We start from the raw sequence: 24354 nt of genomic DNA on the forward strand, positions 1-24354 counted from the left end.
AATTTATGATCTCATCATACAACAACACTATTATGAAATTAACCAAAAGAAATGAGGTGCAATCATGAAAATTGTATTCGATGTTACCGTAGATGGAAAAGTAAAAGAGACAATCCAGCCACAAACGCAGCGCCTTAAAGAAATTCATAGCTTTATAAAAGCAGAATCGCATGGTTTAATCAAGAAATATGGCAGCAACGTTTATTTAAACCGCAGAGTTGTTTACAACTGAGGCATCCTTGATGGCCTTTTTTTTTTTGAAAAAAATCCATTTTATATTCAATTTTCAACTCCTCCAACCTCGATACCTACTTAACGCACATCCATACCTGTTTTTGATTAAGCAGATCAATTGTAGGACATCCTCAGCATATAGAAAACTTTTCACCATACGCCAACAAACATTTTGAATCAGCAAATTCGAATCATGTGCTGCATTCCCCTCCAAACAGGGCTAATTTGTTTGCACTTCTAAGGGATGGTACACTACTTGGATATGTTTAAATAAATGGAGGTCGTCACCTATGAGTCGACGGAAATTGCATGACAGACTCAAGTTAAAAAAAATCGAAACCCAGCATGGCGAGCAGTTCAACAATTTATTGCGCTATGTTTTTCAAGTGACCAATCGCGATTTACAAACCTTTGGCTGGGAGAACAGAGAGATTGCAAAGGCCAAACTTCCCGTACTTCAGTATGCCGATGTTCAAGGGTGGTTTGATGGCGATAAACTTATATCTCAGCTTGCTGTATATCCCTTTCAGGTAAACATCTACGGACATATTTATGAAATGGGTGGACTGACAGGTGTCGGAACCTATCCCGAATATGCCAATTTGGGCTTGATGAATAAGCTCATGCTGCTTGCCTTAAGTAAAATGCGTGAGCGGAAACAATCGATCTCTTACTTATACCCCTACTCAATTCCTTATTACAGACGTAAAGGCTGGGAGATCATTTCCGATAAAATTTCTTTTGAGGTTCCGGACACCCAACTGCCTAAGCTGAAAAACGTGCCTGGTCATGTTGAACGTGTAACCATTGAACATCCGGACATCAAAACAATATATGAGCAATTTGCCCGCTTGCACCATGGTGCAATGCTGCGAAACGAGCTCGCTTGGGAAGAATATTTGCGCTGGGATTTAGATGATATGACTGTAGCGATCTATTACGACAATAACGACGCACCTATGGGGTATTTGCTGTATTGGATTGCCGAAGAGATCTTTCACATGAAAGAAATGATCTATATTAACGAAGAGGCACGCACTGGATTATGGAACTTTGTCAGTGCCCATTTCTCAATGATTACGCTTGTAAAAGGGGATATCTATCAGGATGAGCCTCTTGCATTTATATTGGACGACGGGGATATTAAAGAAACCATTGCTCCTTATTACATGGCACGAATTGTAGATATCGTATTGTTCATCGAGCAATATCCATTCGAATCGCAGGAAAAGGAAAGCCGAATCGTTATCAATCTCCATGATCCTATGCTTGAATGGAATCAAGGAACCTTCACCCTAACGGTAGACACAAACGGAAAAGGTCGTATGACTCATGGCGGCATCGCACCATCGGTAGTTATTGACATTCCCGCTTTAACGACGATGCTAATGGGTTATAAGCGGCCAACCTATCTTGCACGTATTGGCCGTATGCAAGCCGATGACGCGTCCATTCGTAAACTGGAGCAATTGATTAATCAGGAGCGTCCGTATTTCTCTGATTATTTCTGAGAACAGGATTTGTGATTTTAAATAAGCACCTATTTTCCTGAGGAAATGAGGTGCTTATTTTTTTCCTTTTACCCGTTATGATAGCTTTTTATGCGATACGACTTACGATGCACCATTACCAACCGTAACGAACCCCATAAACCTTATTTGACTTCATTTCCTCAATATCTTAATGTAACGAACTCTAGCATTCTTATTTCTTTAATTTGGTATCTTTTCTTGATCAAAAGTGACTAATAGCGGTGCTATGATTCGTTAAAATCTTTAAACATCTATTTCCGTAAACATAAGCTCTTTACGGTTCGTTAGAATCTACATGAGGAGAAATCTGATAGATTGAGCCTTATTCACACAATAAATCCTTATTACTTCGTCATTCTTTCTTACGATCACCAACATGCTCAAAAATAGTTTACTAAAACCTAATCAACGTATTATCTCCTTAACTGCATAACTCACATCATGTTCTATTTAGCTTTTTAAAATAACCCCTTAATATAAGATCATTCTTTAATACTCCAAATTTTTAATATAATAACAATTTAATATTTATTATAAATTTTGTCATGTAGCCCCACAAAAAAATCCACTCCTCTTATGGGGTTTAAAGCCCAATAAAGCAGTGGATTCAATCATATCGAACTTAAAATGACCTAGTTGAAAGGTATGATGTCACACAATAACTAGATTACGGATAGTTATTAAAAACGAGTTTTCCTTTAACGATTCTCCCTTCTACGTTCAGCTAACTTTATGCTCAATCCTCAGCTTATCAGCCACCATCGCGATAAACTCGCTATTAGTAGGCTTTGATTTGCTGATGTTGATCGTATAGCCAAACAAGTGAGAGATGCTGTCGATGTTGCCGCGAGTCCAAGCCACTTCAATGGCATGGCGGATAGCGCGTTCAACGCGAGATGGCGTTGTTTTGAATTTCTCAGCAATGGCAGGATAAAGTGTTTTTGTGATGGCACCAAGAATTTCGATATTGTTATAAACCATCGTTATCGCTTCACGCAAGTACTGGTAACCTTTAATATGAGCAGGTACTCCGATTTCATGAATGATGCTCGTAATGTTGGCATCGAGGTTTTTCCCTTTAGGGATAGGAACGACGTTGGATTTCATTGAAGAGGAGCTAGTTGTGAAGCTGCCAGTTGACGAGTAAGTTGGGTTCCCAACAAGCTGACGAATACGATTAGCTAAAATATCCATGTCAAACGGCTTCAAAATATAATAGGAAGCACCAAGCTGTACCGCTTTTTGAGTAATGTTCTCTTGGCCGAAAGCAGTCAGCATAATGATCTTGGGCATAGGAGATAGGTTAATTTCTTTCAACCGTTCAAGTACACCTAGTCCATCCAAATGAGGCATAATAATATCAAGGATAAGCACATCAGGAACTTTTCTTGCTTCCTCCAGATGTCTTAAAACCTCTTCTCCATTATACGCGACTCCACTCACACTCATATCACTTTGTTCGGATATGTATTCCGATAACAAGTTAGTAAATTCCCGGTTGTCATCTGCTAATAATACTTCGATCTTATGCAAGTTGTGGTCCTCCCTTAAATGATATTCATGATTTCGCTCACTAGTTGTCTAATCTAAAGTTTTCGACATGTGGAGTTCAATTCCTTCTGTCGAAAATTATTTTTCTTTATTTTTTTACGGGGATTCGATATAATAAAAAATTTATTACATGTACCGATGATGTTCGTTCTTCTTCGACAAATTTCACTGCTCATTTACGCATTGACGCGGTTTTTAGATAAATGAATTTAATTAAAAATAACGCCCGCCTAAGCTGCTGTTCAGCTCAAGTGGACGTTATTTTCTAATAGCAAGCCATTATGCAGCTTCGCCGATATGTCCGTTTGCCGACTTCAGCAGTACTCCTGCATCCTGCAGCATCCATTCGATAAAGCAGCCATATCCTGAAGAGGGATCATTAACGAATACATGAGTGACAGCTCCAACTAATTTGCCATCTTGAATGATCGGACTACCCGACATCCCTTGAACGATACCCCCGGTTTTGCTTAACAATCTTTTGTCCGTTATCTTAATAACCAAACCTTTTGTTGCTGGACCAGATTGCTTTGATACATGCACGATTTCAATATCAAAGCGCTCAACCTTCTGTCCATTCACAACAGTCAAAATTTGCGCTGGCCCTTCCTTAACATCTTCAGCAAATGCGACAGGAACAGATTTATCACTGTAACTGTGAGTAGGAACTTCATTCATTTTGCCGAAAATGCCAAACGGAGTGTTTCGCTCAACATTGCCTAATATTTTGCTTTCTTTCACAAAATGCGCTCTTTTTTCTCCCGGCTCGCCATTTTGGCTTTTGTTAATGGACGTAACGCTGGACTGTAAAATCTGGCCTTCGCCAACATCAATCGGAGTTTGTGTGTCCATATCCGTGATAACATGGCCTAATGCTCCATAAACACCCTGATCTGGTGCATAAAACGTTAATGTACCTACGCCGGCTGCTGAATCACGGATATATAAACCTAACCGCCATGCCTTATCTTCCGCATCAAAAACTGGATTTAAAAGCGTCTTGCCTAATTGCCCATCTCGCTTATAGGTTACTTCAAGCGGCTTCTTCTCATTGCCAGCCTTCTCACTTAGCTCCGCAATCCTGTTTACTTGATTAATGCTTGTACCATCAATCTTCACAATTAAATCGCCTAAACGCAGTCCTGCGGCCTCACCAGGGGATTGTTTCATGCCGTTGCTGCCAGCTACCTGATGATGTCCTACAACTAAAATGCCCGATGATTTAACTTTGACTCCAATCGTTTGACCGCCTGGAATGACACGGAGATCAGGTACAACATTAACCTTTACAGTCTTGAATGGAATTTTACCAAATAATTTCACTTTCATTTTCGTTTGACCGCTTTGACTCGACTGCAGTGACAGTGGTTCATTCAAATTTACGGATAAAGAATGACTGGTTGATCCGTTAATCTGAAGCATTTGAGGGTCGACCGTTACTTCAGCATGAACGGGCACTCCATATTGTAAACGTTTCAGTTGCCCGGAGAATAAACGAAGTTCATTCGGGATTGCGGCAAAATGTTGAAACGGGGTGGAGCTTCCGATCATGCAAATGAAGAAAACGAGAACCAGGCCAAACCATCGCTTCCTTTGACTGGAGTTCAATGATTTCACGCTCCCTGTATTTCCATCGCATGACGAAGAAGGATAAGTCGCCAATGGCGTACCTTTAAGTTACCCTCACCCGTTCGTTTTATGTCCACAAAAACATTCCCTAATTGGCTTCCATTACGCTCCTTTCTGTCTATGTGCCAAATCAAGCATTTCTTGTGCATGATTCCGTGTTTTTTCCGTTACTTCCACTCCGCCAAGCATACGTGCAAGCTCCTCGATGCGTACAGCTTCAAGCAGTTCCGATACAGATGTAGATGTACGCGAACCAATGACTTGTTTTCTTATTTCATAATGATGATCTGCCATGCAAGCAACCTGAGGCAAGTGGGTTATAGAGAATACTTGGCACTTCGATGCAAGCTGTGACATTTTCTCTGCGATAGCCTGAGCAGCACGTCCGCTGACGCCTGTATCAACCTCATCAAAAATAAGTACAGGAACTTGATCAATTTCTGCGAAAATGCTCTTAAGGGCGAGCATAATTCGCGACATTTCTCCCCCAGAAGCAATCTTGCTTAACTGCTTCAACGGCTCTCCTGGGTTTGTAGAAAGCATAAAGATCGCTTCATCCATACCATTGCTATGCAAGCGAATCTGCTTTGTTTCACCCGCTCCTCCGACTGTCGTATCGATTTGCACACGAAACTTAGCAGCTGGCATTTGAAGCTGTCCTAGCTCATTCTCAATCGCTTCAGACAGCTTTGTCGCTGCATGCTCCCGAAGCTGCGACAATTCCTGTGCCAAAATCAGCGCTTGATCATAAAGCTTCATTTCCTCTGCTTTAAGCTCTTCAAGAAGTTGATCACGGTTCTCGATCTTGTCACGATCCACAATTGTCCTCTCTAAATAAGTAAGTATATCGGGTATTGTTTCCCCGTATTTGCGCTTCATACTATTTATTAAATCAAGTCTGTCTTCAACCTGCGAGAGCTGATCAGGATCAGACTCAATGCCATCACGATAATCACGAAGCTGGAATGCAGCATCTTCAGCTTGATAAAAGGCAGATTGAAGCTGTTCAAGAAGTGGATTTAGTTTCGCTGCATCATAAGTTTGAATATCTATCAGCTTAGCTACTGCCTTGCTAACCATATCAAGCCCTTTGCCTCCATACAAAAGCGAATAGGCCTCAGATACGGCGTCCATTCTCTTCCCTGCATACAATAGCTTGCGCCTCTGCTCTGTTAGAAGCTCATCTTCCAACGGCTTAAGCTGTGCATTCGTAATTTCTTCAATTTGAAAACGATATAAATCAAGCATTTGCACATTGTGTCTAGTCGAATTTTCCAGCTCGCGCAATGATGCTCTTGCCTGCTGCAGCTGTGAAAATATGGTCCGATATATTTGCTTCCGTTCAATTAGCAAATCTCCAGCGAATAGATCTAGCCACTCTAAATGCTGTTCTGTTCGTAGAAGTGATTGATGCTCATGCTGACCATGAATATTGACAAGGCATTCGCCAATTTCCCTTAGCATCGTCATTGTAACGAGCTGCCCATTCACACGGCTGCTGCTCTTACCATTTGCAGACAGCTCTCTTCGTATTACTAACATCTCTTCACAGGATGCATGTACACCAAGTTTGTTCAGAACGATCCATACAGGATGATTTTGTGGAAGGTCAAATAAAGCTTCCATTTCAGCTTTATCACAACCATACCGTACCATGTCTGCGGAGCCTCTACCGCCGACCAGCAAGCTTAGCGCATCAATAAGAATCGATTTACCTGCTCCTGTCTCTCCTGTCAATACATGAAATCCATGATGAAATGTAACGTTTACTTCTTCAATTACCGCTAAATTCCTTATCGACAACTCACGCAGCATGGCTCTGACATCCTCCTTAGTTCAATAGCTCAAGTAATCGTTCTACTACTTCATTGCTTTGCTTCTTGGTTCTGCAAATCATCAAGATCGTATCGTCTCCGCAGATAGTACCCATTACTTCAGTCCACTCCATATTATCAACCAATGCACAAATGGTATTTGCTGTCCCTGGCAAACATTTCATAACAACAAGATTATCTGTAAAGTCAATATGTACAAAATGGTCAAGCAAAGCCCGCTTCAGCTTATGAATTGGATTTTGCTTCTGATGCTCTTGCGGAATGGAATACTTATATTTACCTTCACCTGCAGGCACTTTAATTAGCATTAATTCCTTCATATCGCGTGATACGGTCGCTTGCGTTACTTGCATACCTGTCGTACGAAGCGCTTCTACAAGCTCCTCTTGTGTTTCAATCACACTATTGCTAATAATTTCTTTGATTCGATATTGACGAAGCCCCTTCATAAAAAACCTCCATGAGTTATTGGTCTGCGATGTGAAACGTGACTTTGCGAATCAACTTCTCCCTTGCGTCCACGAATAAAATTCCGTCGCATTCGGGCAAAAGCAGCGAATACACAAGCAAACGATCTCTTACACCGCTCGGCGACCAGTCAATTGGCATCCGGTCACGAGCAGTTTTCACTATATACGTGCAATTATTCATTTCCGCAATATAATCAATGTATAACCGGCTTCCCTTTCCAAGCGGAACATCATCAAGCTTGATTGGAATCGGAACTAAATGTTTTCCTGAAGTTACTTCGTACCCAGCTTGCTCCAGCAACAATATATTTTCATCATCTACTGAAAGAGTACCGCCCTTGCCGAGCGTAAGCCGACTAACGCTTGCAGGCTCATGCAGCCAGCGGTGAAACACTCTGAACAGCCACAATACGAACAAACATCCAGCGACCAGCATGATCGCCCAATCACCATAGGTTCCCATCAGCATCCCCCATTCGCAAATGGATTGTATACTTATTCGTTCGCTATGCTGGGGGCATTTTCCTGTTTATGTCGATTGCCGAACGTTTGTTTGCTTTTCTATAGTTTAACAAATGGAGCACTATGCTGTAAAGTAAAAAAGATGCCGGCAGTTATGACTCTGCCAGGCACCTTTCTCATTTATTTATTCGTTGTAAAGGTTTCATTTGCTTGTTTCACTAGCTCCGCTAATGCGTTGTCATCGGGTACAGCTGAATTTGGTTCAGCAGACCAATGCCAATAAGCTAAAAATTCAATATTGCCTTCTCCACCCGTAATTGGAGAGAACGTAATATCCTGCAATGAAAAACCAATCTCAGCTGCTCCAGTCAAAACGGTGCGAAGTACGTCTCTGTGCACGCCAGAGTCACGTACAACTCCAGATTTACCTACTTTCTCACGCCCAGCCTCGAATTGCGGCTTAATTAAAGCTACAATACCGGAACCAACCGTTAATAACGTAGATAAAGCAGGCAATATATGTTTTAACGAAATAAAGGATACGTCAATTGTTGCAAATGTTGGCGGTGGCCCAACTAAATCAGCTGGCTGCGTATAACGAAAATTAGTTCGCTCCATAACGTGAACGCGTTCATCTTGTCTTAGCGACCAATCAAGTTGGTTATATCCAACATCAATAGCATATACATATGATGCCCCATTTTGTAATGCGCAGTCGGTAAAGCCACCGGTTGATGCACCGATATCGAGCATAACGCGTTCGCGCAAATCAATATTAAACACTCGAATCGCTTTTTCCAGCTTTAGCCCGCCTCGGCTAACATAAGGATGAAGCGCGCCCTTTACCTTAATGTCTGCCGAACGTGCCACCTTCATACCGCTTTTGTCAACAGGCTCGTCATTTACTAGCACAAGACCCGCCATCAAAGCCGCTTTTGCCTTTTCTCTACTTTCATAAAAGCCGCGCTCAACAAGCAATACGTCTATTCGTTCTTTAGCTGTTGTTGTTGTCATCTTTCACCCTCAGACGTTACTGTTTGCCAGTAACTCGTTTCATGCGCCTTGGCTGCATCGTTTTTAATTCAGTTGCAACTCTCTCAGCCGTTAAACCAATTTCTTTGCGTTGTTCTTTAATTGATCCGTGTTCAACGAATACATCAGGTACCCCAATGATCCGAATAGTTAAGCCGTAAATGCCTTTGAGTGAGAAGAACTCAAGAACTGAGCTGCCAAAACCGCCAAGCTCTGCATTTTCCTCAAGCACAATCATATGCCTTCCTTCTGCAGCAAACGATAATAGCATCTTTTCATCAAGCGGCTTAATAAACCGAGCATTTACAATTTGAACATTGATGCCTTCACGCTTGAGAAGGTCTGCAGCTTCTTCAGCAACCTGCAGCATCGGTCCAATGGCCATAATGACGGTGGAGTCGCCTTCGCGAACGGTTTCCCACTTGCCTATAGGCAAAACTTGCGGATCTGCTTCCATCTCTACGCCTAATCCTGCAATGCGCGGATAACGAACAGCTATTGGTCCATCATTATATTCTACGGCGGTCTTGAGCATTCGTCTTAGCTCATTCTCATCCTTAGGCATCATAATGACCAAATTTGGTATATGTCTTAAGAATGAAATATCATAAACACCATGATGTGTTTCACCATCCGGGCCAACGAATCCAGCACGGTCTATGGCAAATATAACATTCAGGTTCTGACGGCAAATATCATGAACGACTTGATCATATGCTCGCTGCAAGAAAGTCGAATACACTGCAAACACAGGTTTCATGCCTTCAATCGCTAAAGCAGCAGACATGGTAGCTGCATGTTGTTCTGCTATGCCCACATCGATCATTCGATTCGGAAATCTTGCTGCGAATGGCAGCAAACCAGAACCGCCCGGCATTGCTGGAGTAACAGCAACGATGCGCTCATCCTTCTCAGCAAGCTCAATTAGCATCTGACCAAAAACGTCAGTATATACTGGCGGGCCAACTGCTTTGACAACTTGGCCTGATTCAATTTTGTATGGCGTGATGCCATGCCATTTGAACGAATCTGCTTCGGCAGGAGAATAACCCTTGCCTTTCACAGTCAATACATGGACTAAAACAGGTCCTGGCATTGCATCCGCTTGACGCATAATATCAATCACTTGCTCGATATCATGTCCGTCTACTGGACCCAGGTAAGTAAATCCAAATTGCTCGAACAATATGCCACTAACGAGCAAATATTTTAAGCTGTCTTTGAAACGTTCAGCTGTCTTAGCAAGCTTCCCGCCGATTGCCGGGATTTTGTTGAGCAGCTGTTGAAGCTCATCCTTAGCTTTATGATAATGACGATCTGTACGGATTTTCCCTAAATAGTGATGCAATGCACCCACATTTGGAGCAATGGACATCTCATTATCGTTCAAGACAACGATTAAGTTCTTGTTCTCGTGTCCGATATGATTAAGCGCTTCTAAGGCCATACCGCCAGTTAAAGCACCGTCGCCTATAACTGCAACTACACGATTGCTCTCACCCTTAAGATCACGAGCAAGCGCCATACCCATAGCGGCAGACAATGATGTACTGCTATGTCCAGCTTCCCAAACATCATGTTCGCTTTCTGAACGTTTGACGAAACCGCATAAACCTTTATATTGACGCAGCGTATCAAACCGATCCATACGACCGGTTAAAATTTTATGAACGTAGGATTGATGGCCTACATCAAAAATAAACTTATCTTCTGGACTATTAAATAAATAATGCATGGCTAGGGTCAGCTCAACGACTCCTAAGTTAGGAGCGAGATGACCACCCGTAACGGAAAGCTTCTCAATAAGGAACTGACGGATTTCAGCGGCCAGTTGCTCTAGCTGAGCGGTTGTCAAAGCTTTCAAATCTTGAGGTCCGTTAATCTGGTCAAGCAGCACGTTACTTTCCTCGCTTTCGCGGACAGCATTTATTGCTGTCCCATGTACATCTACATTTTTCCTATTATAGCATACCGAGCTTTTTTTCCCAACCAAAATGGAAAAAGCATCACATACTCAATGATCGCGCCCAACAAGATAATCTGCAATTTCAAGCAGTCGATCTGGAGCTATGAACTCTGCTTCCAGCACGGCAGACTTCGCTTCCTGGGTAAGCCGTTCAACTTGAGCTTTGCTTTCTTCTATTCCGATAAGGAACGGATAGGTTACTTTATTTTGCTGAACATCACTATTCGTCTTCTTGCCCAGCTTCTTCTCGTCCCCAATCAAATCCAAAATATCATCCTGAATTTGAAAAGCAAGACCGATGTTGCGTCCGTAAATCGCGAGCAGTTCAAGCTGTTTTTCTGTAGCTCCGCCAATACGGCCGCCAGCCATAACCGAGAAGGCAATAAGATCACTTGTTTTATGAAGATGAATATACTCTAGTTCATGAATTGACGTAATGCCTTGCTCACCTAGCATATCGGCAACTTGACCGCCTACCATCCCGGGAGCTCCTGCTAATTTAGCCAAATCTTCGACAATGGCAAGCGCAACATCTGCTGCGACACCGCCTTGACGAGCTGCTTGTGGAATTAAATGAAAGGCGTGCGTCAGAAGCGCATCTCCGGCTAATATCGCCATTGCTTCACCAAAAACCTTGTGGTTGGTTGGCTTGCCTCTGCGGAAATCATCATCATCCATAGCTGGCAAATCATCATGCACTAACGAATAGGTGTGTATAAACTCTACGGCACAAGCAACAGGCATAGCAGCATTCAAAGTTTCTGGCTTTTTGAAAACAGCTTCTGCTGCTGCAATAACGAGTGCTGGCCTTAAACGTTTCCCACCTGCTTCAAGGGAATATAGCATTGCTTCCCTCAGACGAAGGGGAACATCCCATGAGCTTGGTAACGATTGTTTTAGCGAAGCTTCAATAAGCTCCGTGGTTTGCGATAAATATGCTTTTATTGCTGCCCTCTCGCTCAAGCTTATTCCCCTTTATTCTCGATTGCATCTGCAAACGTTTTTTTCTGGAAGCCTTGCTCTGTTTCAATCAATAGTTCGATTTTTTGCTCAACTTGCTCAAGTTTACCCCCGCAAAGCTGCGAAAGCTTCATTCCTTCCTGGAATAACTCAATCGCTGTCTCAAGAGGAACATCGCCATTCTCAAGCTTAGATACAATAGAATCTAGTCGTTCCATTGCTTGCTCAAAAGTGAGCTCACTTTGATTCGTTGCTGCCATCCATTTGATCTCCTCTCAATGAACCTACATGACAATCTAGCTGACCGTCTGCTACTTTCACCTTTACGATGTCGCCTACTTTCACATCGCGAATCGATTTGATTAATCGTTGCTCTTGCTCATCGTACACAAGGCTATAACCTCTAGACATAACTTTTAAAGGACTTAAAGCATCAAGCTGCTTCATAGAGGTATAAAGCTTGTTTTTCCTGTCTTTAACAGAATTATTCATAGCACTCTCTAGCTGCTTCGTCGCTGTCTGCCACCGTTTGGCTGCGAAAGCTACCCGCTCGCCAGGATGATGGGCAGAAAGTGTAGCTTGCTGCCTTGCCAATCTTATATGACTTCGTTCTGTAATACGTTTTGTTCGCTGAACGAGTTGCTCTGACAATCGATCGAGCCGTTCTGCCTGTTCAAGCAAATACCTGCGCGGATGCAAGAAAAAAGGTGAACGCCTTATACGCTGCAGCTTCTCCTTCTCGTCACTTACACGGTAGCGAATTCCTTGAACTAGACGCTGCTGCTGGCGATTCAGCTGCTGCTTCAATTCGGAAATGCTCGGAACAGCGAGCTCTGCTGCAGCTGTAGGTGTGGCGGCACGCAAATCAGCGACAAAATCAGCAATCGTGAAATCTGTTTCATGGCCTACCGCACTAATTATCGGAATCTGCGAGTTCGATATGCTTCGAGCAACGGATTCTTCATTGAAAGCCCAGAGCTCTTCTAATGATCCTCCGCCGCGCCCTACAATTAATACGTCGGCTTCGCCGAAACGGTTCATTGCTTCTATCGCTTTTACAATAGCAGGTGCTGCCCCAGTCCCTTGAACGAGCACAGGATAAACATATATCGGTATTAATGGGTAACGGCGCTGCAACGTAATGATAATATCACGTACAGCTGCACCCGTCGGCGATGTGATAACTCCAATAGCCTTTGGAAAAAGAGGAATCGCCCGTTTGCGCGACTCTGCGAAGAGCCCTTCATTGCTCAGCTTGCTCTTAAGCTGTTCAAACGCTAGATATAAGCTCCCTATGCCGTCAGGCTGCATCGAATTAACATAAAACTGATAATTGCCGTCGCGCTCATAAACCGTTATATTCCCTCTAGCAATTACCTTTGTGCCTTCCTTAGGTATAAACGGAAGCCGCTGGTTATGGGATGAGAACATAATGGATTTGATCCGGCTATCGCTATCTTTCAGCGTAAAATACATATGTCCGCTTGAATGATGTGTGAAATTGGAAATTTCACCGCGCAGCCAAATATCGCCAAGCAGTGTATCCGACTCCATTTTCATGCGAATATACCGATTAAGCTCTTTTATGGAATAAATTCGAGGCTGATCAGCCATGCCCGCCATCACTCCTTAATTCCGTTAGCCCTTTTTGCTGCTGTAATCGTATTTTTCATTAAGAGCGTGATCGTCATAGGACCAACTCCGCCCGGTACTGGTGTAATGAAGCCGGCTGTATCCAAACAATCGTCAAAATCAACATCACCCGCAAGCTTGCCGCTCTCCAAACGGTTAATGCCGACATCAATAACAATTGCCCCTGGCTTAACAAATTTACTGTCAATAGCTTTTGCCTTCCCGATTGCAACAACCAGAATATCTGCTTGTTTAGCGATTTCCTCCATGTTTGCGGTACGAGAATGACAGATCGTAACTGTAGCATTCTCACGAAGCAGCAGCATGGCAACTGGCTTGCCCACAATATTGCTTCTTCCGATAACAACGGCATGTTTCCCCGAAATATCAACGCCGCTGCGCTTAATAAGCTCAATTACTCCTGCAGGCGTACAAGGCAGCAGGCTGTCGTCGCCAATAACCAAATTGCCAACACTTTCCGGATGGAAGCCGTCAACATCTTTTTCAACGGCAATCGCATCAATAACAGCCTTCTCGTTAATATGCTTCGGTAGAGGCAGTTGAACTAGAATCCCGTTGATCGTAGACTGATTGTTCAAACGTTCAATAACAGCAAGTAAATCCTCTTCACTTGTGTCTGCGTCTAAACGATGTACCTCTGAATAAAAACCAAGCTGCTGGCAAGCTTTTTCCTTAGAGCCAACGTAAACTTTTGAGGCAGGATCTTCGCCTACGAGTACGACTGCCAAACCTGGAATAATTCCCTTTTCTTTCAAGGCTGCAGTTTCCGTAATCATCTCCTCACGGATAAGGTCGGATATTTTCTTTCCTTCAATGATTTGTGCACACATAGCTCCAGTCTCCTTTTACATCGATGAATGTTTGATTAATTTCATATCAATTATGATTTTAATTCTTCGATTTCCAAAAGCAATTTTCCAAGTACGCCGTTTACAAACTTGCCGGATTCCTCTGTGCCAAAATGCTTGGCAAGCTCAATCGCTTCATTGATCGTTGCTTTCGGAGGAACATCATCGCGGAATACCATCTCGTACGTAGCAAGCCTTAGAACCTGGCGATCTACGCGGGATAAACGATCAATATGCCAGCCTGTCAAAAATTGCTGAAGCATACCGTCAATGGCTTGCTTATGCTCCATTACGCCAGCTACAATCTCACGTGCGAACGCATCTGTGCTGCCAATCTCAGCAGGATCGGCACCCATTTCATTATCTAAACTCATTTCTTCCACAAGCATGTCCACTGCCTCTGAAGCCGTAACTTCATTCATTTCCATCTGGTATAAGCTTGAAATCGCTATTTCTCGTGCTAATCTACGTTTCATGTGACCTCCGCGGCAGTTTCATGCCGATAAAATGGTTTTATTCTTGTAAACTCAATTGTTCAAGCCAATATTTCAAAAAAAACCTATGATCTCCTCCCTGCCCCGAATAAGCGGCTTTCCGAAATCCGGAGTACGGAGGAGACCACAGGATCATTTAAACGGTCGAAATCTTTCCAACAACGAATACCAAAGCCGCTGCCATGGAAAAATAGGTCCGTCGCTTGTTTCTTTTTGTAAGCCGATCCAATAACCGATTGAGACGAGCAGCCCTACAAAAAGCATGTCCCAAAAACCGACAAACAAATATAGCAATCCGAAAAACAGCCCTATCGCTGCGCCAATCATACGCTTCTGATAGATGTTCCAGAATTCCCTCCACATGAGCAAACTCACCTCTATTCCACGCGACTCTTAAATGTCCCCGTTTGAATGATGTTCGCAACATATACCGCAACGTTCGTTACGGGTATACCGGCAATATCCTCTACATGCTCTTTCACCGTACGTTGAATCTCTTCCGTAAGCACCGGTATGGAGCTTTCTCCATCTACTACAGCGCGTATTACGATATCAAGTCCAGCATCCGTTGCCCGAATGCGCGCACGCAAGTCCTTAACGCCGCGCTGGCGCGATGCTGCTTTCAATGTCAAATTTTCAATGGTTTCAAGAGAGATGCGTATATCTCCGAAATCAGTCCTTTGATCAATTGACGGAGCAGTAGCTGATCCGCGATAAAGAGATACGACAAAAAACCTTAGGCTAAGAATGAATAGGATGACTCCGACAACTGCGAGCGTAATTTGAATGGAGTCGATACGATATAAATCGCCTATTAAATCGTTTAATAAATCTCGCGATATCCAGCCAAATCCTATGGATAGCAGAAAAACGGATAAACATCCAATCACGATGCTATACAAAAACAAAAGCAGCTTGTCCACGACCTTAATCATGCGTAGCGCCTCCTCCTGCCAAGCCGAATGAAAACCCCCTTGCGCCGAGCGGCATGCCCATTCACGAGGGGGTTGTACGGGATTTAATTAAAACATCTTTATTTATTTAACTCGGTGCAGCACTTCTTCTTCTTCCGGTTTATCAGGCGTCTTGAAATGTACATCGTGAATATGTACGTTCACTTCAACAACGTGGAGTCCCGTCATCATCTCGATAGAACGTTTCACATTACGTTGAATTTCCGAAGCGATCTCCGGAATACGGTTGCCGTACTCAACGATAATGGATACATCTACCGCAGCTTCACGCTGACCCACTTCAACTTTAACACCTTTGGATAAATTTTTGCGTCCAAGAAGCTCTACGATGCCTCCTGCAAATCCGCCGCTCATTCCAGCGACTCCATCCACTTCAATCGTAGCTAATCCAGCGATAACTTCGATGACTTCAGGTGCAATTTGAATCGTGCCAATGTCCGTTTTCTCATACTCCGCAGCTATCGTACTCATGATGGCTGTACACCTCCTTAAAGTTGCGCGTACTCGGCGTCAAGGCCAAGCAATAAACCGCATCTTGTTAATATACTATAACATTCGGTAAGAAATATGACAAACGATACTACTTGTTCACATCTTTGTCGTATCTTCATTCAGGAGCGTTAATATCGTGCTCCTCAAGAAACTTAATGTCGAAGTTTCCGCTTACGAATTTCGGGTGATTCAGCAGCTTCAAATGGAAAGGAATGGTTGTCCGAATGCCATCAATAGCGAATTCAGACAATGCCCGTTTCATTCTTGCAATGGCTTCTTCGCGGGTTGAGCCCCAAACGATAAGCTTAGCAATCATCGAATCGTAATGCGGTGAAATCGTATAGCCAGGGTAAACTGCGCTATCCACACGTACACCCGCGCCGCCTGGCGGCAAGTAAAAGGGAATCAGGCCAGGAGAAGGCATAAAGTTCCTTTCGGAATCCTCTGCGTTAATCCGGCACTCGATGGACCAGCCAGTAATTTTCAGATCACTTTGTGAGAACGAAAGTGGATTGCCCTCTGCTACAGAAATCATTTCTTTAATTAAATCCACGTTAGTGATCATCTCCGTTACGGGATGCTCAACTTGGATACGCGTATTCATTTCCATAAAGTAGAACTTCTCATCAGGGCCAAGTAGAAACTCTAATGTTCCTGCACCTGAGTAATTTACAGCTAAAGCTGCGCGAACAGCTGCTTGTCCCATCTTATCCCGTAGTTCAGGAGTAAGAACAGAACAAGGCGCCTCTTCGACGAGCTTCTGGCGTCTGCGCTGCACAGAGCAATCACGTTCGAATAAATGAACAGCATTGCCATGCTTGTCAGCCATAATTTGAATTTCAACGTGCTTCATGCCCGTCAAATATTTTTCCAGATAAACGCCCGCATTTCCGAAAGCCTTTTGAGCTTCCTGCTGTGCAGTCGTAATTTGCGCTACTAGCGTTGTCTCGTCATCCGCAATTCGGATGCCTTTGCCTCCGCCGCCCGCTGTTGCTTTAATAATTACGGGGTAGCCGATTTCGCGAGCGACACGGATAGCTTCATCCATATTCTCAACAAGACCATCAGAACCCGGAATGATTGGCACATCAGCCGTTCTCATCGTCAGCTTAGCGACCGCTTTGTCGCCCATTTTATTAATGGCTTCCGGCGATGGCCCGATGAAGGTGATATTGCATGATTCGCATATTTCAGCAAAGTCAGCGTTTTCAGCTAGAAAACCATAACCTGGATGTATAGCATCACACTCGGTTATTGTAGCTACGCTCATAATATTCGTTAAGTTTAAATAGCTGTCTTTAGATGCCGTGGGCCCGATACAATAGGCTTCATCGGCTAACCGTACATGAAGCGAATCACGATCCGCTTCGGAATAAACGGCAACAGTGCTAATACCTAACTCGCGGCAAGCGCGAATGATACGTACAGCAATCTCACCGCGGTTTGCAATTAATATTTTGTGAAATTTCACGTAGGAACCCCTTTCAAACGACAGTTTCCCTGTTCGGACGTCAACTCACTACATTATTCAGGCTTTACAAGGAATAGTGGCTGGCCATACTCAACGAGCTGACCATTAGAAACCAAAATTTCTACGATTTCGCCTTTAACTTCTGCTTCAAGTTCATTCATCAGCTTCATAGCTTCCAAAATACATACGACGCTCTTATCATTTACGCGATCGCCTACTTTTACGAAAGCTCCCGCTTCCGGAGTAGGAGAACTATAGAACGTTCCTACCATTGGAGATACGATTTGGTGCAAATGATCCGTTGAAGGACGAGCTGGTGCCGTTTCTTGTACGGCTTGAGGCTGCGCTGCTTGAGCTGCCGGCTGAGCTTGTAATGGTGCAGGCGCGTATGTATGCGTAATTGGGGCCGCTTGCACATTCACCACTTCTGTTTTGCCAGGCTTGCGGATGAGCAGGCGAGTCCCTTCGTTTTCAATTTCCAGCTCATGAACGGAAGTTTGATCAACCAATTTGATCAACTCTTTGATCTCGCTCAATTTGAACATGAATATTTTCACTCCTTAAATTTGCGATAGCAAGATTGCTTCCATAGCTTGTACACCTAAATGGTGTCCATGCCATTATAACCAATTCTTTCACATAACGTTTAACATTATATCATAAACAAGCCTGAACACGAATCATTTTTTGTATATTCGAGCATGACAGCCAAAAAAAAGGTCTTGCCCCTTCCAGCTAATATGCCGAAGGGACAAGGCCTTTTCTTGATGGTAGAGCTATTGAGGCTGCTTAACCGATACATATTGTACGGATACTTGATCAGCATCGACATCAAGCGTGCTCATGACCAGCTTAATAATGTCTGCTGCTTGCTTTTTCTCAAGCTTATCGCTTGAAACCACTACATTGTATTTATCGCTTTGCTCGTCGATAACTACATTTTCGTATTGTTTCAGCAGCTCTGCTTCAATGCCTGTGAGCTTCGTGTGCTTCTCCTCCAGCATGTCAAGCTCAGCTATAGCGGCTGATGCTTCCTCCGGCTTTTTAAGCGTATCATTAACTGCTGCCATCACCCGATTATCTACCTCGTTGTATTTCATTTCCCGTTTGGCTAACAATTCACTAAATACGCCGCCTGCTGCTAATCCTTGCGCATCAATCTGTTTCAAAGTTTCTTTATCAGCTTCGCTCAAAACCGCTCCATCAACTGGCTTCTCTACCTCGTTTACAACGATACCATTGCCGCTTGTTGCTGCTTCTGTCGCATTTTGCGCCGCTTGCTCTGTTTGCGAGCCATCCGTCAACACATCAGGCGTATCCACATCTTGCGTGAATAAATAATACGCTGATAATACCACCATTAAACTGAGCATTGATACAAGCCATACCGTTTGTCTTTTCGTGTTCATGAGAACACCCTCCCCATCCATTCAATTTGGTTTTATTGTTTGCTTGGTACAACAGAAATTCGATTAACCGGTACGTTGATGCCCTTCTCCACCGCATTGGTAATGAGACGTCTGACTGTTACGTTTTCAGCACCTTTGGCAACTATGAGAATACCGCGTATGCGCGGGTTAATCGTTTTGGTGATAATTGGCTTTTGGTCTCCGGACACTTCGTACAGTACGACCTGTCCGTCTTTTGTGATTGATGTAATATGCCGCTTGCCGCCATTCGGATCATTCTCATCCGTAATTTGCTGCGATTCTTGTGTATTTCGTTCTAAGATGCTTTCTTCTGTAGAATCGAGAGTTACAAGCACATCAACCGTTCCAACGCCTACAATTTTCTCTAATATTTCCTTCAGCCTTACTTCTAGGGAATTTTCGAGAGTGGCGAATACTGAACTTCCAGAGGTGACCGAATTGCCCCAAGCTGCCTCCGACTGAGGCGGCGGATTAGGTTCTTGCACAGAGGGCTCAACTCCTTTATAGGGTAAAAATGAATTTAGAATCATTAGCGCTGCACCAATCCCCCCTATGATTAGTAAAATTCGCAGTGTCCGCACTCGCTTTGGACCGCCAGGACCGCCGCCAACCGCTGATTCTATGCCATCAAGCCATTTGGCCACCGCGCCTTACCCCCTCTCCAACTTTGAACCTCTCACTTCGCCTTTTGTTGATCCGCAGGTTGCCTTACGATGATTTGATCCTCAGAAAGCCCCCACCCCTTCGAAATCAAACTGCTTATTGCAGCTGCAGTCGCTGGATCAGCTCTTGACCAATTCCCTTCCGTCTTTTCCGTTTCCGTAGATGCTTCCAGAGCAGCTTGATCATCTATACCGCTTGGAACTGTGCTTCCACCTTCAATAGGCGCTATTTCAACATCTACAACAACGGGCTGTACTGCTTCCACGGTAGCCTCTTCCTTAAATGTGCTTTTTTTGTTATCTGCTGCTTTGAGTGTCACGGTTACTTCACTAATATAGGGAGTTGCTTTGCCGGAAACGGTAGTCCATTTCAATACGGCATCAACCTCTGCTATAGGAGCTTTTGTCCGCTCGACCAGCTCATTTCGAATGGATGCTTCCAATGTTCGTTCCGTTAATTTTGCAGCCTCCAGGCTGCGCTTATCGCTCATCGCCTGAGCATCTCGCTTAATTTGGTTTAGTCCGCTCATTTGCGATTCAACCTTCATGGCAGATTTGCTCCAATTGTCCATTCCTTCATCCAGCTTGGCACCAATGTCACTTTGTATAAGCTTCAATATGGGTGAGAGTATCGTCAAAAGGATGAACAAGCCGACTACTAGCCGAGCGTAGCGCTGCATTGCTTTGTTCGGTAGCAGAAGTTCGACGAACACTGCCAAAAGAATGACTGCAATAATATCTCTCAGCCAGTCGCTTAACCAAGCAACCACAGCTCTCGTCCCCTTCCTTACCTGACCATCATCGCCGCATTGCCTGCAGTCAAAATGATCGTAACCGCAAGAAAAAACATAAGACTGACAGCAGCCAAAGCCGCAAACACGTAAATCATCGTCTTGCCGATCGTCTCTAGGCAGGTGACGATCGGTGATTCTCCCAGCGGCTGCATGACAGCAGCAGCAATGTTATAAATGAGCGCTAGCGTCAAAATTTTGATTGCAGGAAATGCGCTGATGAAGAGCAGAATAATGACACCTGCTAAGCCAATTGCATTTTTCGCAAGCATGGAAGCAGAGATGACTGTATCCGCCGCATCGGAAAACATTCTCCCTACAACAGGGACGAAATTTCCTGTTACGAACTTAGCCGTTCGCAGTGTAACGCCATCTGTAACCGCTCCTGTCGCCCCTTGTACGGAGATGACTCCTAGAAAAACCGTCAGCAGTACTCCCATAACGCCTACTCCAATGTTTCGCAGCAGATTAGCTAGTTGGGTAACCTTGAATTTTTCTGATAAAGCACTTGCTATATGAAGCACGGCCGAAAAGAACAATAATGGAAACACTAGCGTGTAAATGAGTGTTCCTACGGCATGAATCATGAAAATGATCAATGGATGTAAAACCGATACGGTGACTACGTTGCCCATTGAAGCAAGCAGCGTTAGCAGCAGCGGGACCATCGCAAGCATAAATTGAATCATGCTTTCAATTGCTCCTTTTGCATAACCCATTGCGACATGGAAACTGTTTACCGCGATAATGATAAGCACCATGTACGTAATAGAGTAGGCTACCTTGCTGACCGCGTTTCGTTCAAAAGCATTTTGCAGCGTTTCGAGCACCATACTGAATACCGTCAGCATCACTATTGTCACAAGGAGCTTGCCATTATAAAGCACCTCATGCCACAAATACTTCAGCAGGCCGCTCAGCATCTCCGTTAGCTTTAGGCCATCACCTCCTGGAAGAATCATCTCCATGAAACTTGGAATATGCTGCTCTGGGAAAAAACCGCCATACTCGCTTCGGAGATTGTTCCAGTAAGACTCAACAGCACCCGTTTCCAATCCGCCAATCTGCTGGGTTGTCAGCTCCTTTGCAAGCTCATCCGCGTTAGCTTGATTATCCAAAACCGGCGCTGCGCTCTCACCGCTAATGGCATAGGTAACTGTCGGAGCGATTGATAAAATGATCATGGATACAAAGATGAACAGCAACAGCTTGGCCCGTTCACGTGCAGGAGTCAGCTTCATCATTCGCTTCAACCCCCATCCGGCAGCAGCCCGATTACTGTCTCGACAATGACGCTGATAATAGGGACAGCCATAACAAGAATAAACACTTTGCCGGCAAATTCGATTTTTGAGGCAATTCCTTCTTGCCCTGCATCTCTGACGATCTGTGCTCCAAACTCAGCAATATATGCGATTCCGATTATTTTCAAGATCGTCTTCAAGTAAATGGAAGGGATACCTGATCGATTAGCCAGATCCTCAAGCACGGAAATGACAATTTCGATTTTGCCAATCAAATACAGGAATATAAACAATCCCGTAAACGCGGCGAGCAAAAAGGAGAACATCGGTTTTTGCTCTCGAACGACAATAATGAGTACCGAAGCCATCAGACCAAGACCAACGATTTGAATCATTTCCATTTGGCTCACCTGCTTGCAATCACTTCTAAAATGATGACGTCTACTGGAACAAGAAAATCGATTTAATTTCTTGGAATAATTCATTAAGCATTCGAACAACCATAAACAAAACGACAACAAACCCGATTAGCGTTACCCAGTGCGCCATATCTTCTTTTCCCATTTGCTTCAGCACCGAATGTATCATGGCGATAACAATTCCGATTCCAGCAATTTGGAAAATGGCGCTCACATCCATATTCATCAATGCGGCACCCCACTACACCATCAAAATGACGACCAGAACGGCGATCAAAATTCCGAGACTTTTCCACATTTTCTCGTAACGCCCCTGATCGTCTCTCGCAGCGTCCTCCTCAGCCTTCAGCTGCAATAACGCAAGATGTATATGCTTCATTTGATCTTCCTTATCGCTTATGCCAAGCGTCGTTCCTAAACGTATAAGTACGGCTTGTTCGTTTTTTCGCATCGATGTTGCATCCCATTGTGACTTTATCGCTTGCTCCCAGCTATCGCTGAAGGTAAAGCTTTCGGTTTCCCAAACTCCGTTTGCTGCCTTGCGAAAAATGGTTGCTAACGGCTCCGGAGTAGCAGAAGCTGTCCTCTCCAGTGCTTCTGGCAATGGAGTATGACCATAACCGATTTCTGTCTCCAGCCTTTGCAGTGCATGTGCCAGCTGTCTTAGCTGCCTTGGACGTTCGGCGAATTTCGCTGCTTGCTGGAAGCCTATCATCGTGCCTGCAAACAGGACCAAAACCGCACCTAACAGCTTTATCACGGGTCACCAGCTCGGAATCGACCAGAGAAGGAGGGTACAGTATCTGCAAGCTGCCGATTAGGCGTCTTTGGCTCGCGTGCAGGAGATCGTTCGGCGACTGCCTCAGCAGGAACGACGCGGTGCATGATACCTTGATCTGTGCGCTTCAGCTCCACCACGTAGGTGAACGCTCCTTCTTCCAGCAGCTTCAGCAGTACCGGTCTGCCTCTAGCATCCTGCAAATCGTAGGCGTGCGCGGTTGCGACTACACTAATTCCCGCGTGGCTTGCTTCTCGGATGGCTTCCGCATCCTCAGGCCGTCCAATCTCATCAATAATCATGACCTCTGGCGACATTGAGCGAAGCAGCATCATCATGCCTTCTGCCTTCGGACAAGCATCCATAACATCGGTTCTAGGGCCAACATCAAACGTTGGAATACCGCGAACACAGGCTGCAATCTCTGAACGCTCATCTACAATTCCTACCTTTCGGCCCTGCCATCCGCTTGCTTCTAGGCTTGGCCATAACCCATAGCTGACTGATCTCGCAATGTCACGTACGAGTGTTGTTTTACCTTGCTGCGGTGGAGCTAGAATGAGAGTGGAATGCAGCGTTTTTCTCGTCCGATCGATTAGTTTGGGCAGGAGAAGCGCACTCGCTCCGATCACTTCTCTAGCAACTCGAATATTGAATGCGCCAATATCGCGGATACCTCGTACAACGCCGCTGTCGAGTATCGTCCTGCCCGCTAGTCCAATGCGATGTCCGCCTGAAACCGTTATAAAGCCCCTTCTCAGTTCCTCCTCCATCGCATACAAGGAATAGTTGGTAATGCGTTCGAGCAGCTTGCGACATGTGTCTGCCGAAGGCTTGTATGCTCCGTCGGCAGCCTGACGCAGCGTCCCGTCAATCATCATAAATCGAGACTGTCCGCGGAACCCTATTTCTAGCGGTCGTCCCTCTCGAATCCGAATTTCCTCCAGCTGCTCCTGCATTTGTTCAGGAAGGCGCTCCAGCAGCGTCTTCAGCTCCAAAGGCAATAAATGTGATACGCGTGCCAGCATATGATTATCACTCCCGGATGTTTGTCCTTCGTAGTTCCTATTTGTATGCTTGTATTGCGAAAATATGTCTGCTCCATTTCATAAATGCTAGAGTTGAAATCTATTATTTTTTTAAAATACCGATCATCAAGCAAATAACTCCCGCTCCTACCCAAAGAAACTTGCCTGGCGATAGCTTATCGGACATCCCGACGAGCCCTACCGTTGTTGTAGCTATCAGAATAAGCGGGCCTACTAAAGCAAGTGATGAGTTTACTACTAGTGCCTTGTCAATTTGGTTTAAACGAAGCATAAGCAGTGCTGCGCAGATCTCAATTGTTCCAGACGTCAGCCGCAGTGAAGCCATCGTTAATACAATTTTATTTAGCATGAATGGATAACCTCCCTTCAATGAACCGA

Annotated in this window: 28 protein-coding genes; 2 read left to right on the forward strand and 26 right to left on the reverse strand. The window is 44.4% G+C overall.

Going from position 1 to position 24354, the window contains the following annotated elements; all coding sequences use genetic code 11:
* Nucleotides 1-64: 64 nt before the first annotated feature.
* Both MHH56_RS19755 and MHH56_RS19760 read left to right on the forward strand, forming a co-directional pair.
* On the forward strand, nucleotides 65-232 hold the full coding sequence (locus MHH56_RS19755) for a mechanosensitive ion channel protein MscL (protein WP_144376707.1): 168 nt from the start codon (nucleotides 65-67) through the stop codon (nucleotides 230-232).
* Between the two features lie 292 nt (nucleotides 233-524).
* A complete protein-coding gene (locus MHH56_RS19760; protein ID WP_339203347.1) occupies nucleotides 525-1745 on the forward strand; it encodes a GNAT family N-acetyltransferase in 1221 nt (406 codons plus the stop codon).
* Nucleotides 1746-2486: 741 nt separating this feature from the next.
* Here MHH56_RS19760 and spo0A read toward each other — a convergent pair.
* The 26 genes from spo0A to MHH56_RS19890 form a co-directional block, all read right to left on the reverse strand.
* Nucleotides 2487-3299 carry a sporulation transcription factor Spo0A gene (gene spo0A, locus MHH56_RS19765; RefSeq protein WP_076266965.1) on the reverse strand — a complete coding sequence of 271 codons (813 nt, stop codon included), beginning with the start codon at nucleotides 3297-3299 and terminating at the stop codon, nucleotides 2487-2489.
* 297 nt (nucleotides 3300-3596) lie between these two features.
* On the reverse strand, nucleotides 3597-4925 hold the full coding sequence (gene spoIVB, locus MHH56_RS19770) for a SpoIVB peptidase (protein WP_076266964.1): 1329 nt from the start codon (nucleotides 4923-4925) through the stop codon (nucleotides 3597-3599).
* Nucleotides 4926-5048: 123 nt separating this feature from the next.
* Complete coding sequence (recN, locus tag MHH56_RS19775) at nucleotides 5049-6761, reverse strand: DNA repair protein RecN (RefSeq protein WP_339203349.1); 1713 nt, start codon at nucleotides 6759-6761, stop codon at nucleotides 5049-5051.
* Nucleotides 6762-6777: 16 nt separating this feature from the next.
* On the reverse strand, nucleotides 6778-7230 hold the full coding sequence (argR, locus tag MHH56_RS19780; protein ID WP_076266962.1) for a transcriptional regulator ArgR: 453 nt from the start codon (nucleotides 7228-7230) through the stop codon (nucleotides 6778-6780).
* Nucleotides 7231-7246: 16 nt separating this feature from the next.
* Entirely contained in the window at nucleotides 7247-7714 is a 468-nt protein-coding gene (locus tag MHH56_RS19785; RefSeq protein ID WP_339203351.1) for a hypothetical protein, read from the reverse strand.
* 179 nt (nucleotides 7715-7893) lie between these two features.
* On the reverse strand, nucleotides 7894-8727 hold the full coding sequence (locus MHH56_RS19790) for a TlyA family RNA methyltransferase (RefSeq protein WP_339203352.1): 834 nt from the start codon (nucleotides 8725-8727) through the stop codon (nucleotides 7894-7896).
* Between the two features lie 16 nt (nucleotides 8728-8743).
* Entirely contained in the window at nucleotides 8744-10642 is a 1899-nt protein-coding gene (gene dxs / locus MHH56_RS19795; RefSeq protein WP_076267073.1) for a 1-deoxy-D-xylulose-5-phosphate synthase, read from the reverse strand.
* Nucleotides 10643-10759: 117 nt separating this feature from the next.
* Nucleotides 10760-11674, reverse strand: coding sequence for a polyprenyl synthetase family protein (locus MHH56_RS19800; RefSeq protein WP_339203355.1), 915 nt, complete (start codon nucleotides 11672-11674; stop codon nucleotides 10760-10762).
* A gap of 2 nt (nucleotides 11675-11676) precedes the next feature.
* Complete coding sequence (xseB, locus tag MHH56_RS19805) at nucleotides 11677-11931, reverse strand: exodeoxyribonuclease VII small subunit (RefSeq protein ID WP_076266958.1); 255 nt, start codon at nucleotides 11929-11931, stop codon at nucleotides 11677-11679.
* Nucleotides 11909-13285 carry an exodeoxyribonuclease VII large subunit gene (gene xseA / locus MHH56_RS19810; protein WP_339203356.1) on the reverse strand — a complete coding sequence of 459 codons (1377 nt, stop codon included), beginning with the start codon at nucleotides 13283-13285 and terminating at the stop codon, nucleotides 11909-11911. The genes xseB and xseA overlap by 23 nt, the downstream gene beginning before the upstream one ends.
* Before the next feature lie 8 nt (nucleotides 13286-13293).
* Nucleotides 13294-14154: a bifunctional methylenetetrahydrofolate dehydrogenase/methenyltetrahydrofolate cyclohydrolase FolD gene (gene folD, locus MHH56_RS19815; RefSeq protein ID WP_076266956.1), complete on the reverse strand. Its 861-nt coding sequence runs from the start codon at nucleotides 14152-14154 to the stop codon at nucleotides 13294-13296.
* Between the two features lie 50 nt (nucleotides 14155-14204).
* Nucleotides 14205-14648 (reverse strand): transcription antitermination factor NusB, encoded by a 444-nt coding sequence (nusB, locus tag MHH56_RS19820; protein ID WP_339203358.1) that lies wholly within the window; start codon nucleotides 14646-14648, stop codon nucleotides 14205-14207.
* 150 nt (nucleotides 14649-14798) lie between these two features.
* Nucleotides 14799-15029, reverse strand: coding sequence for a DUF2273 domain-containing protein (locus MHH56_RS19825; protein WP_076266955.1), 231 nt, complete (start codon nucleotides 15027-15029; stop codon nucleotides 14799-14801).
* 14 nt (nucleotides 15030-15043) lie between these two features.
* On the reverse strand, nucleotides 15044-15601 hold the full coding sequence (gene amaP, locus MHH56_RS19830) for an alkaline shock response membrane anchor protein AmaP (protein ID WP_076266954.1): 558 nt from the start codon (nucleotides 15599-15601) through the stop codon (nucleotides 15044-15046).
* Between the two features lie 102 nt (nucleotides 15602-15703).
* Entirely contained in the window at nucleotides 15704-16111 is a 408-nt protein-coding gene (locus MHH56_RS19835) for an Asp23/Gls24 family envelope stress response protein (protein WP_076266953.1), read from the reverse strand.
* Between the two features lie 136 nt (nucleotides 16112-16247).
* Nucleotides 16248-17603 carry an acetyl-CoA carboxylase biotin carboxylase subunit gene (gene accC / locus MHH56_RS19840; RefSeq protein ID WP_076266952.1) on the reverse strand — a complete coding sequence of 452 codons (1356 nt, stop codon included), beginning with the start codon at nucleotides 17601-17603 and terminating at the stop codon, nucleotides 16248-16250.
* 53 nt (nucleotides 17604-17656) lie between these two features.
* A complete protein-coding gene (gene accB, locus MHH56_RS19845) occupies nucleotides 17657-18148 on the reverse strand; it encodes an acetyl-CoA carboxylase biotin carboxyl carrier protein (RefSeq protein ID WP_339203360.1) in 492 nt (163 codons plus the stop codon).
* A gap of 231 nt (nucleotides 18149-18379) precedes the next feature.
* Nucleotides 18380-19012, reverse strand: coding sequence for a SpoIIIAH-like family protein (locus MHH56_RS19850; protein WP_339203361.1), 633 nt, complete (start codon nucleotides 19010-19012; stop codon nucleotides 18380-18382).
* 32 nt (nucleotides 19013-19044) lie between these two features.
* Complete coding sequence (gene spoIIIAG / locus MHH56_RS19855; protein ID WP_076266949.1) at nucleotides 19045-19677, reverse strand: stage III sporulation protein AG; 633 nt, start codon at nucleotides 19675-19677, stop codon at nucleotides 19045-19047.
* A gap of 32 nt (nucleotides 19678-19709) precedes the next feature.
* Entirely contained in the window at nucleotides 19710-20465 is a 756-nt protein-coding gene (spoIIIAF, locus tag MHH56_RS19860; protein ID WP_339203363.1) for a stage III sporulation protein AF, read from the reverse strand.
* Between the two features lie 17 nt (nucleotides 20466-20482).
* Nucleotides 20483-21730 carry a stage III sporulation protein AE gene (gene spoIIIAE, locus MHH56_RS19865; protein WP_339203364.1) on the reverse strand — a complete coding sequence of 416 codons (1248 nt, stop codon included), beginning with the start codon at nucleotides 21728-21730 and terminating at the stop codon, nucleotides 20483-20485.
* 5 nt (nucleotides 21731-21735) lie between these two features.
* The gene (gene spoIIIAD / locus MHH56_RS19870) at nucleotides 21736-22131 is read right to left on the reverse strand and encodes a stage III sporulation protein AD (protein WP_054024281.1); all 396 of its coding nucleotides are present in this window, start codon (nucleotides 22129-22131) and stop codon (nucleotides 21736-21738) included.
* A gap of 40 nt (nucleotides 22132-22171) precedes the next feature.
* Nucleotides 22172-22375 (reverse strand): stage III sporulation protein AC, encoded by a 204-nt coding sequence (spoIIIAC, locus tag MHH56_RS19875; RefSeq protein ID WP_054024280.1) that lies wholly within the window; start codon nucleotides 22373-22375, stop codon nucleotides 22172-22174.
* A 15-nt stretch (nucleotides 22376-22390) separates the two neighbouring features.
* Entirely contained in the window at nucleotides 22391-22909 is a 519-nt protein-coding gene (gene spoIIIAB / locus MHH56_RS19880) for a stage III sporulation protein SpoIIIAB (protein ID WP_076266947.1), read from the reverse strand.
* A complete protein-coding gene (gene spoIIIAA, locus MHH56_RS19885; protein ID WP_339203366.1) occupies nucleotides 22906-23955 on the reverse strand; it encodes a stage III sporulation protein AA in 1050 nt (349 codons plus the stop codon). The genes spoIIIAB and spoIIIAA overlap by 4 nt, the downstream gene beginning before the upstream one ends.
* Before the next feature lie 103 nt (nucleotides 23956-24058).
* Nucleotides 24059-24325, reverse strand: coding sequence for a YqhV family protein (locus MHH56_RS19890; protein WP_076266945.1), 267 nt, complete (start codon nucleotides 24323-24325; stop codon nucleotides 24059-24061).
* Nucleotides 24326-24354 lie beyond the last annotated feature (29 nt).

The organism is Paenibacillus sp. FSL K6-3182, from assembly GCF_037976325.1.
Lineage (GTDB): Bacteria > Bacillota > Bacilli > Paenibacillales > Paenibacillaceae > Pristimantibacillus.

Coding starts and splice junctions, on each gene's coding strand:
- nusB (WP_339203358.1), bottom strand. CDS start 14,648: ATGAAACGTAGATTAGCACGAGAAATAGCGATTTCAAGCTTATACCAG.
- folD (WP_076266956.1), bottom strand. CDS start 14,154: ATGTGTGCACAAATCATTGAAGGAAAGAAAATATCCGACCTTATCCGT.
- accB (WP_339203360.1), bottom strand. CDS start 18,148: ATGTTCAAATTGAGCGAGATCAAAGAGTTGATCAAATTGGTTGATCAA.
- spoIIIAD (WP_054024281.1), bottom strand. CDS start 22,131: ATGGAAATGATTCAAATCGTTGGTCTTGGTCTGATGGCTTCGGTACTC.
- MHH56_RS19835 (WP_076266953.1), bottom strand. CDS start 16,111: ATGAGTACGATAGCTGCGGAGTATGAGAAAACGGACATTGGCACGATT.
- MHH56_RS19825 (WP_076266955.1), bottom strand. CDS start 15,029: ATGTGGAGGGAATTCTGGAACATCTATCAGAAGCGTATGATTGGCGCA.
- recN (WP_339203349.1), bottom strand. CDS start 6,761: ATGCTGCGTGAGTTGTCGATAAGGAATTTAGCGGTAATTGAAGAAGTA.
- MHH56_RS19850 (WP_339203361.1), bottom strand. CDS start 19,012: ATGAACACGAAAAGACAAACGGTATGGCTTGTATCAATGCTCAGTTTA.
- MHH56_RS19890 (WP_076266945.1), bottom strand. CDS start 24,325: ATGCTAAATAAAATTGTATTAACGATGGCTTCACTGCGGCTGACGTCT.
- xseB (WP_076266958.1), bottom strand. CDS start 11,931: ATGGCAGCAACGAATCAAAGTGAGCTCACTTTTGAGCAAGCAATGGAA.
- xseA (WP_339203356.1), bottom strand. CDS start 13,285: ATGGCTGATCAGCCTCGAATTTATTCCATAAAAGAGCTTAATCGGTAT.
- amaP (WP_076266954.1), bottom strand. CDS start 15,601: ATGATTAAGGTCGTGGACAAGCTGCTTTTGTTTTTGTATAGCATCGTG.
- spoIIIAA (WP_339203366.1), bottom strand. CDS start 23,955: ATGCTGGCACGCGTATCACATTTATTGCCTTTGGAGCTGAAGACGCTG.
- argR (WP_076266962.1), bottom strand. CDS start 7,230: ATGAAGGGGCTTCGTCAATATCGAATCAAAGAAATTATTAGCAATAGT.
- spoIIIAC (WP_054024280.1), bottom strand. CDS start 22,375: ATGAATATGGATGTGAGCGCCATTTTCCAAATTGCTGGAATCGGAATT.
- MHH56_RS19760 (WP_339203347.1), top strand. CDS start 525: ATGAGTCGACGGAAATTGCATGACAGACTCAAGTTAAAAAAAATCGAA.
- MHH56_RS19755 (WP_144376707.1), top strand. CDS start 65: ATGAAAATTGTATTCGATGTTACCGTAGATGGAAAAGTAAAAGAGACA.
- MHH56_RS19785 (WP_339203351.1), bottom strand. CDS start 7,714: ATGGGAACCTATGGTGATTGGGCGATCATGCTGGTCGCTGGATGTTTG.
- MHH56_RS19790 (WP_339203352.1), bottom strand. CDS start 8,727: ATGACAACAACAACAGCTAAAGAACGAATAGACGTATTGCTTGTTGAG.
- spoIIIAE (WP_339203364.1), bottom strand. CDS start 21,730: ATGATGAAGCTGACTCCTGCACGTGAACGGGCCAAGCTGTTGCTGTTC.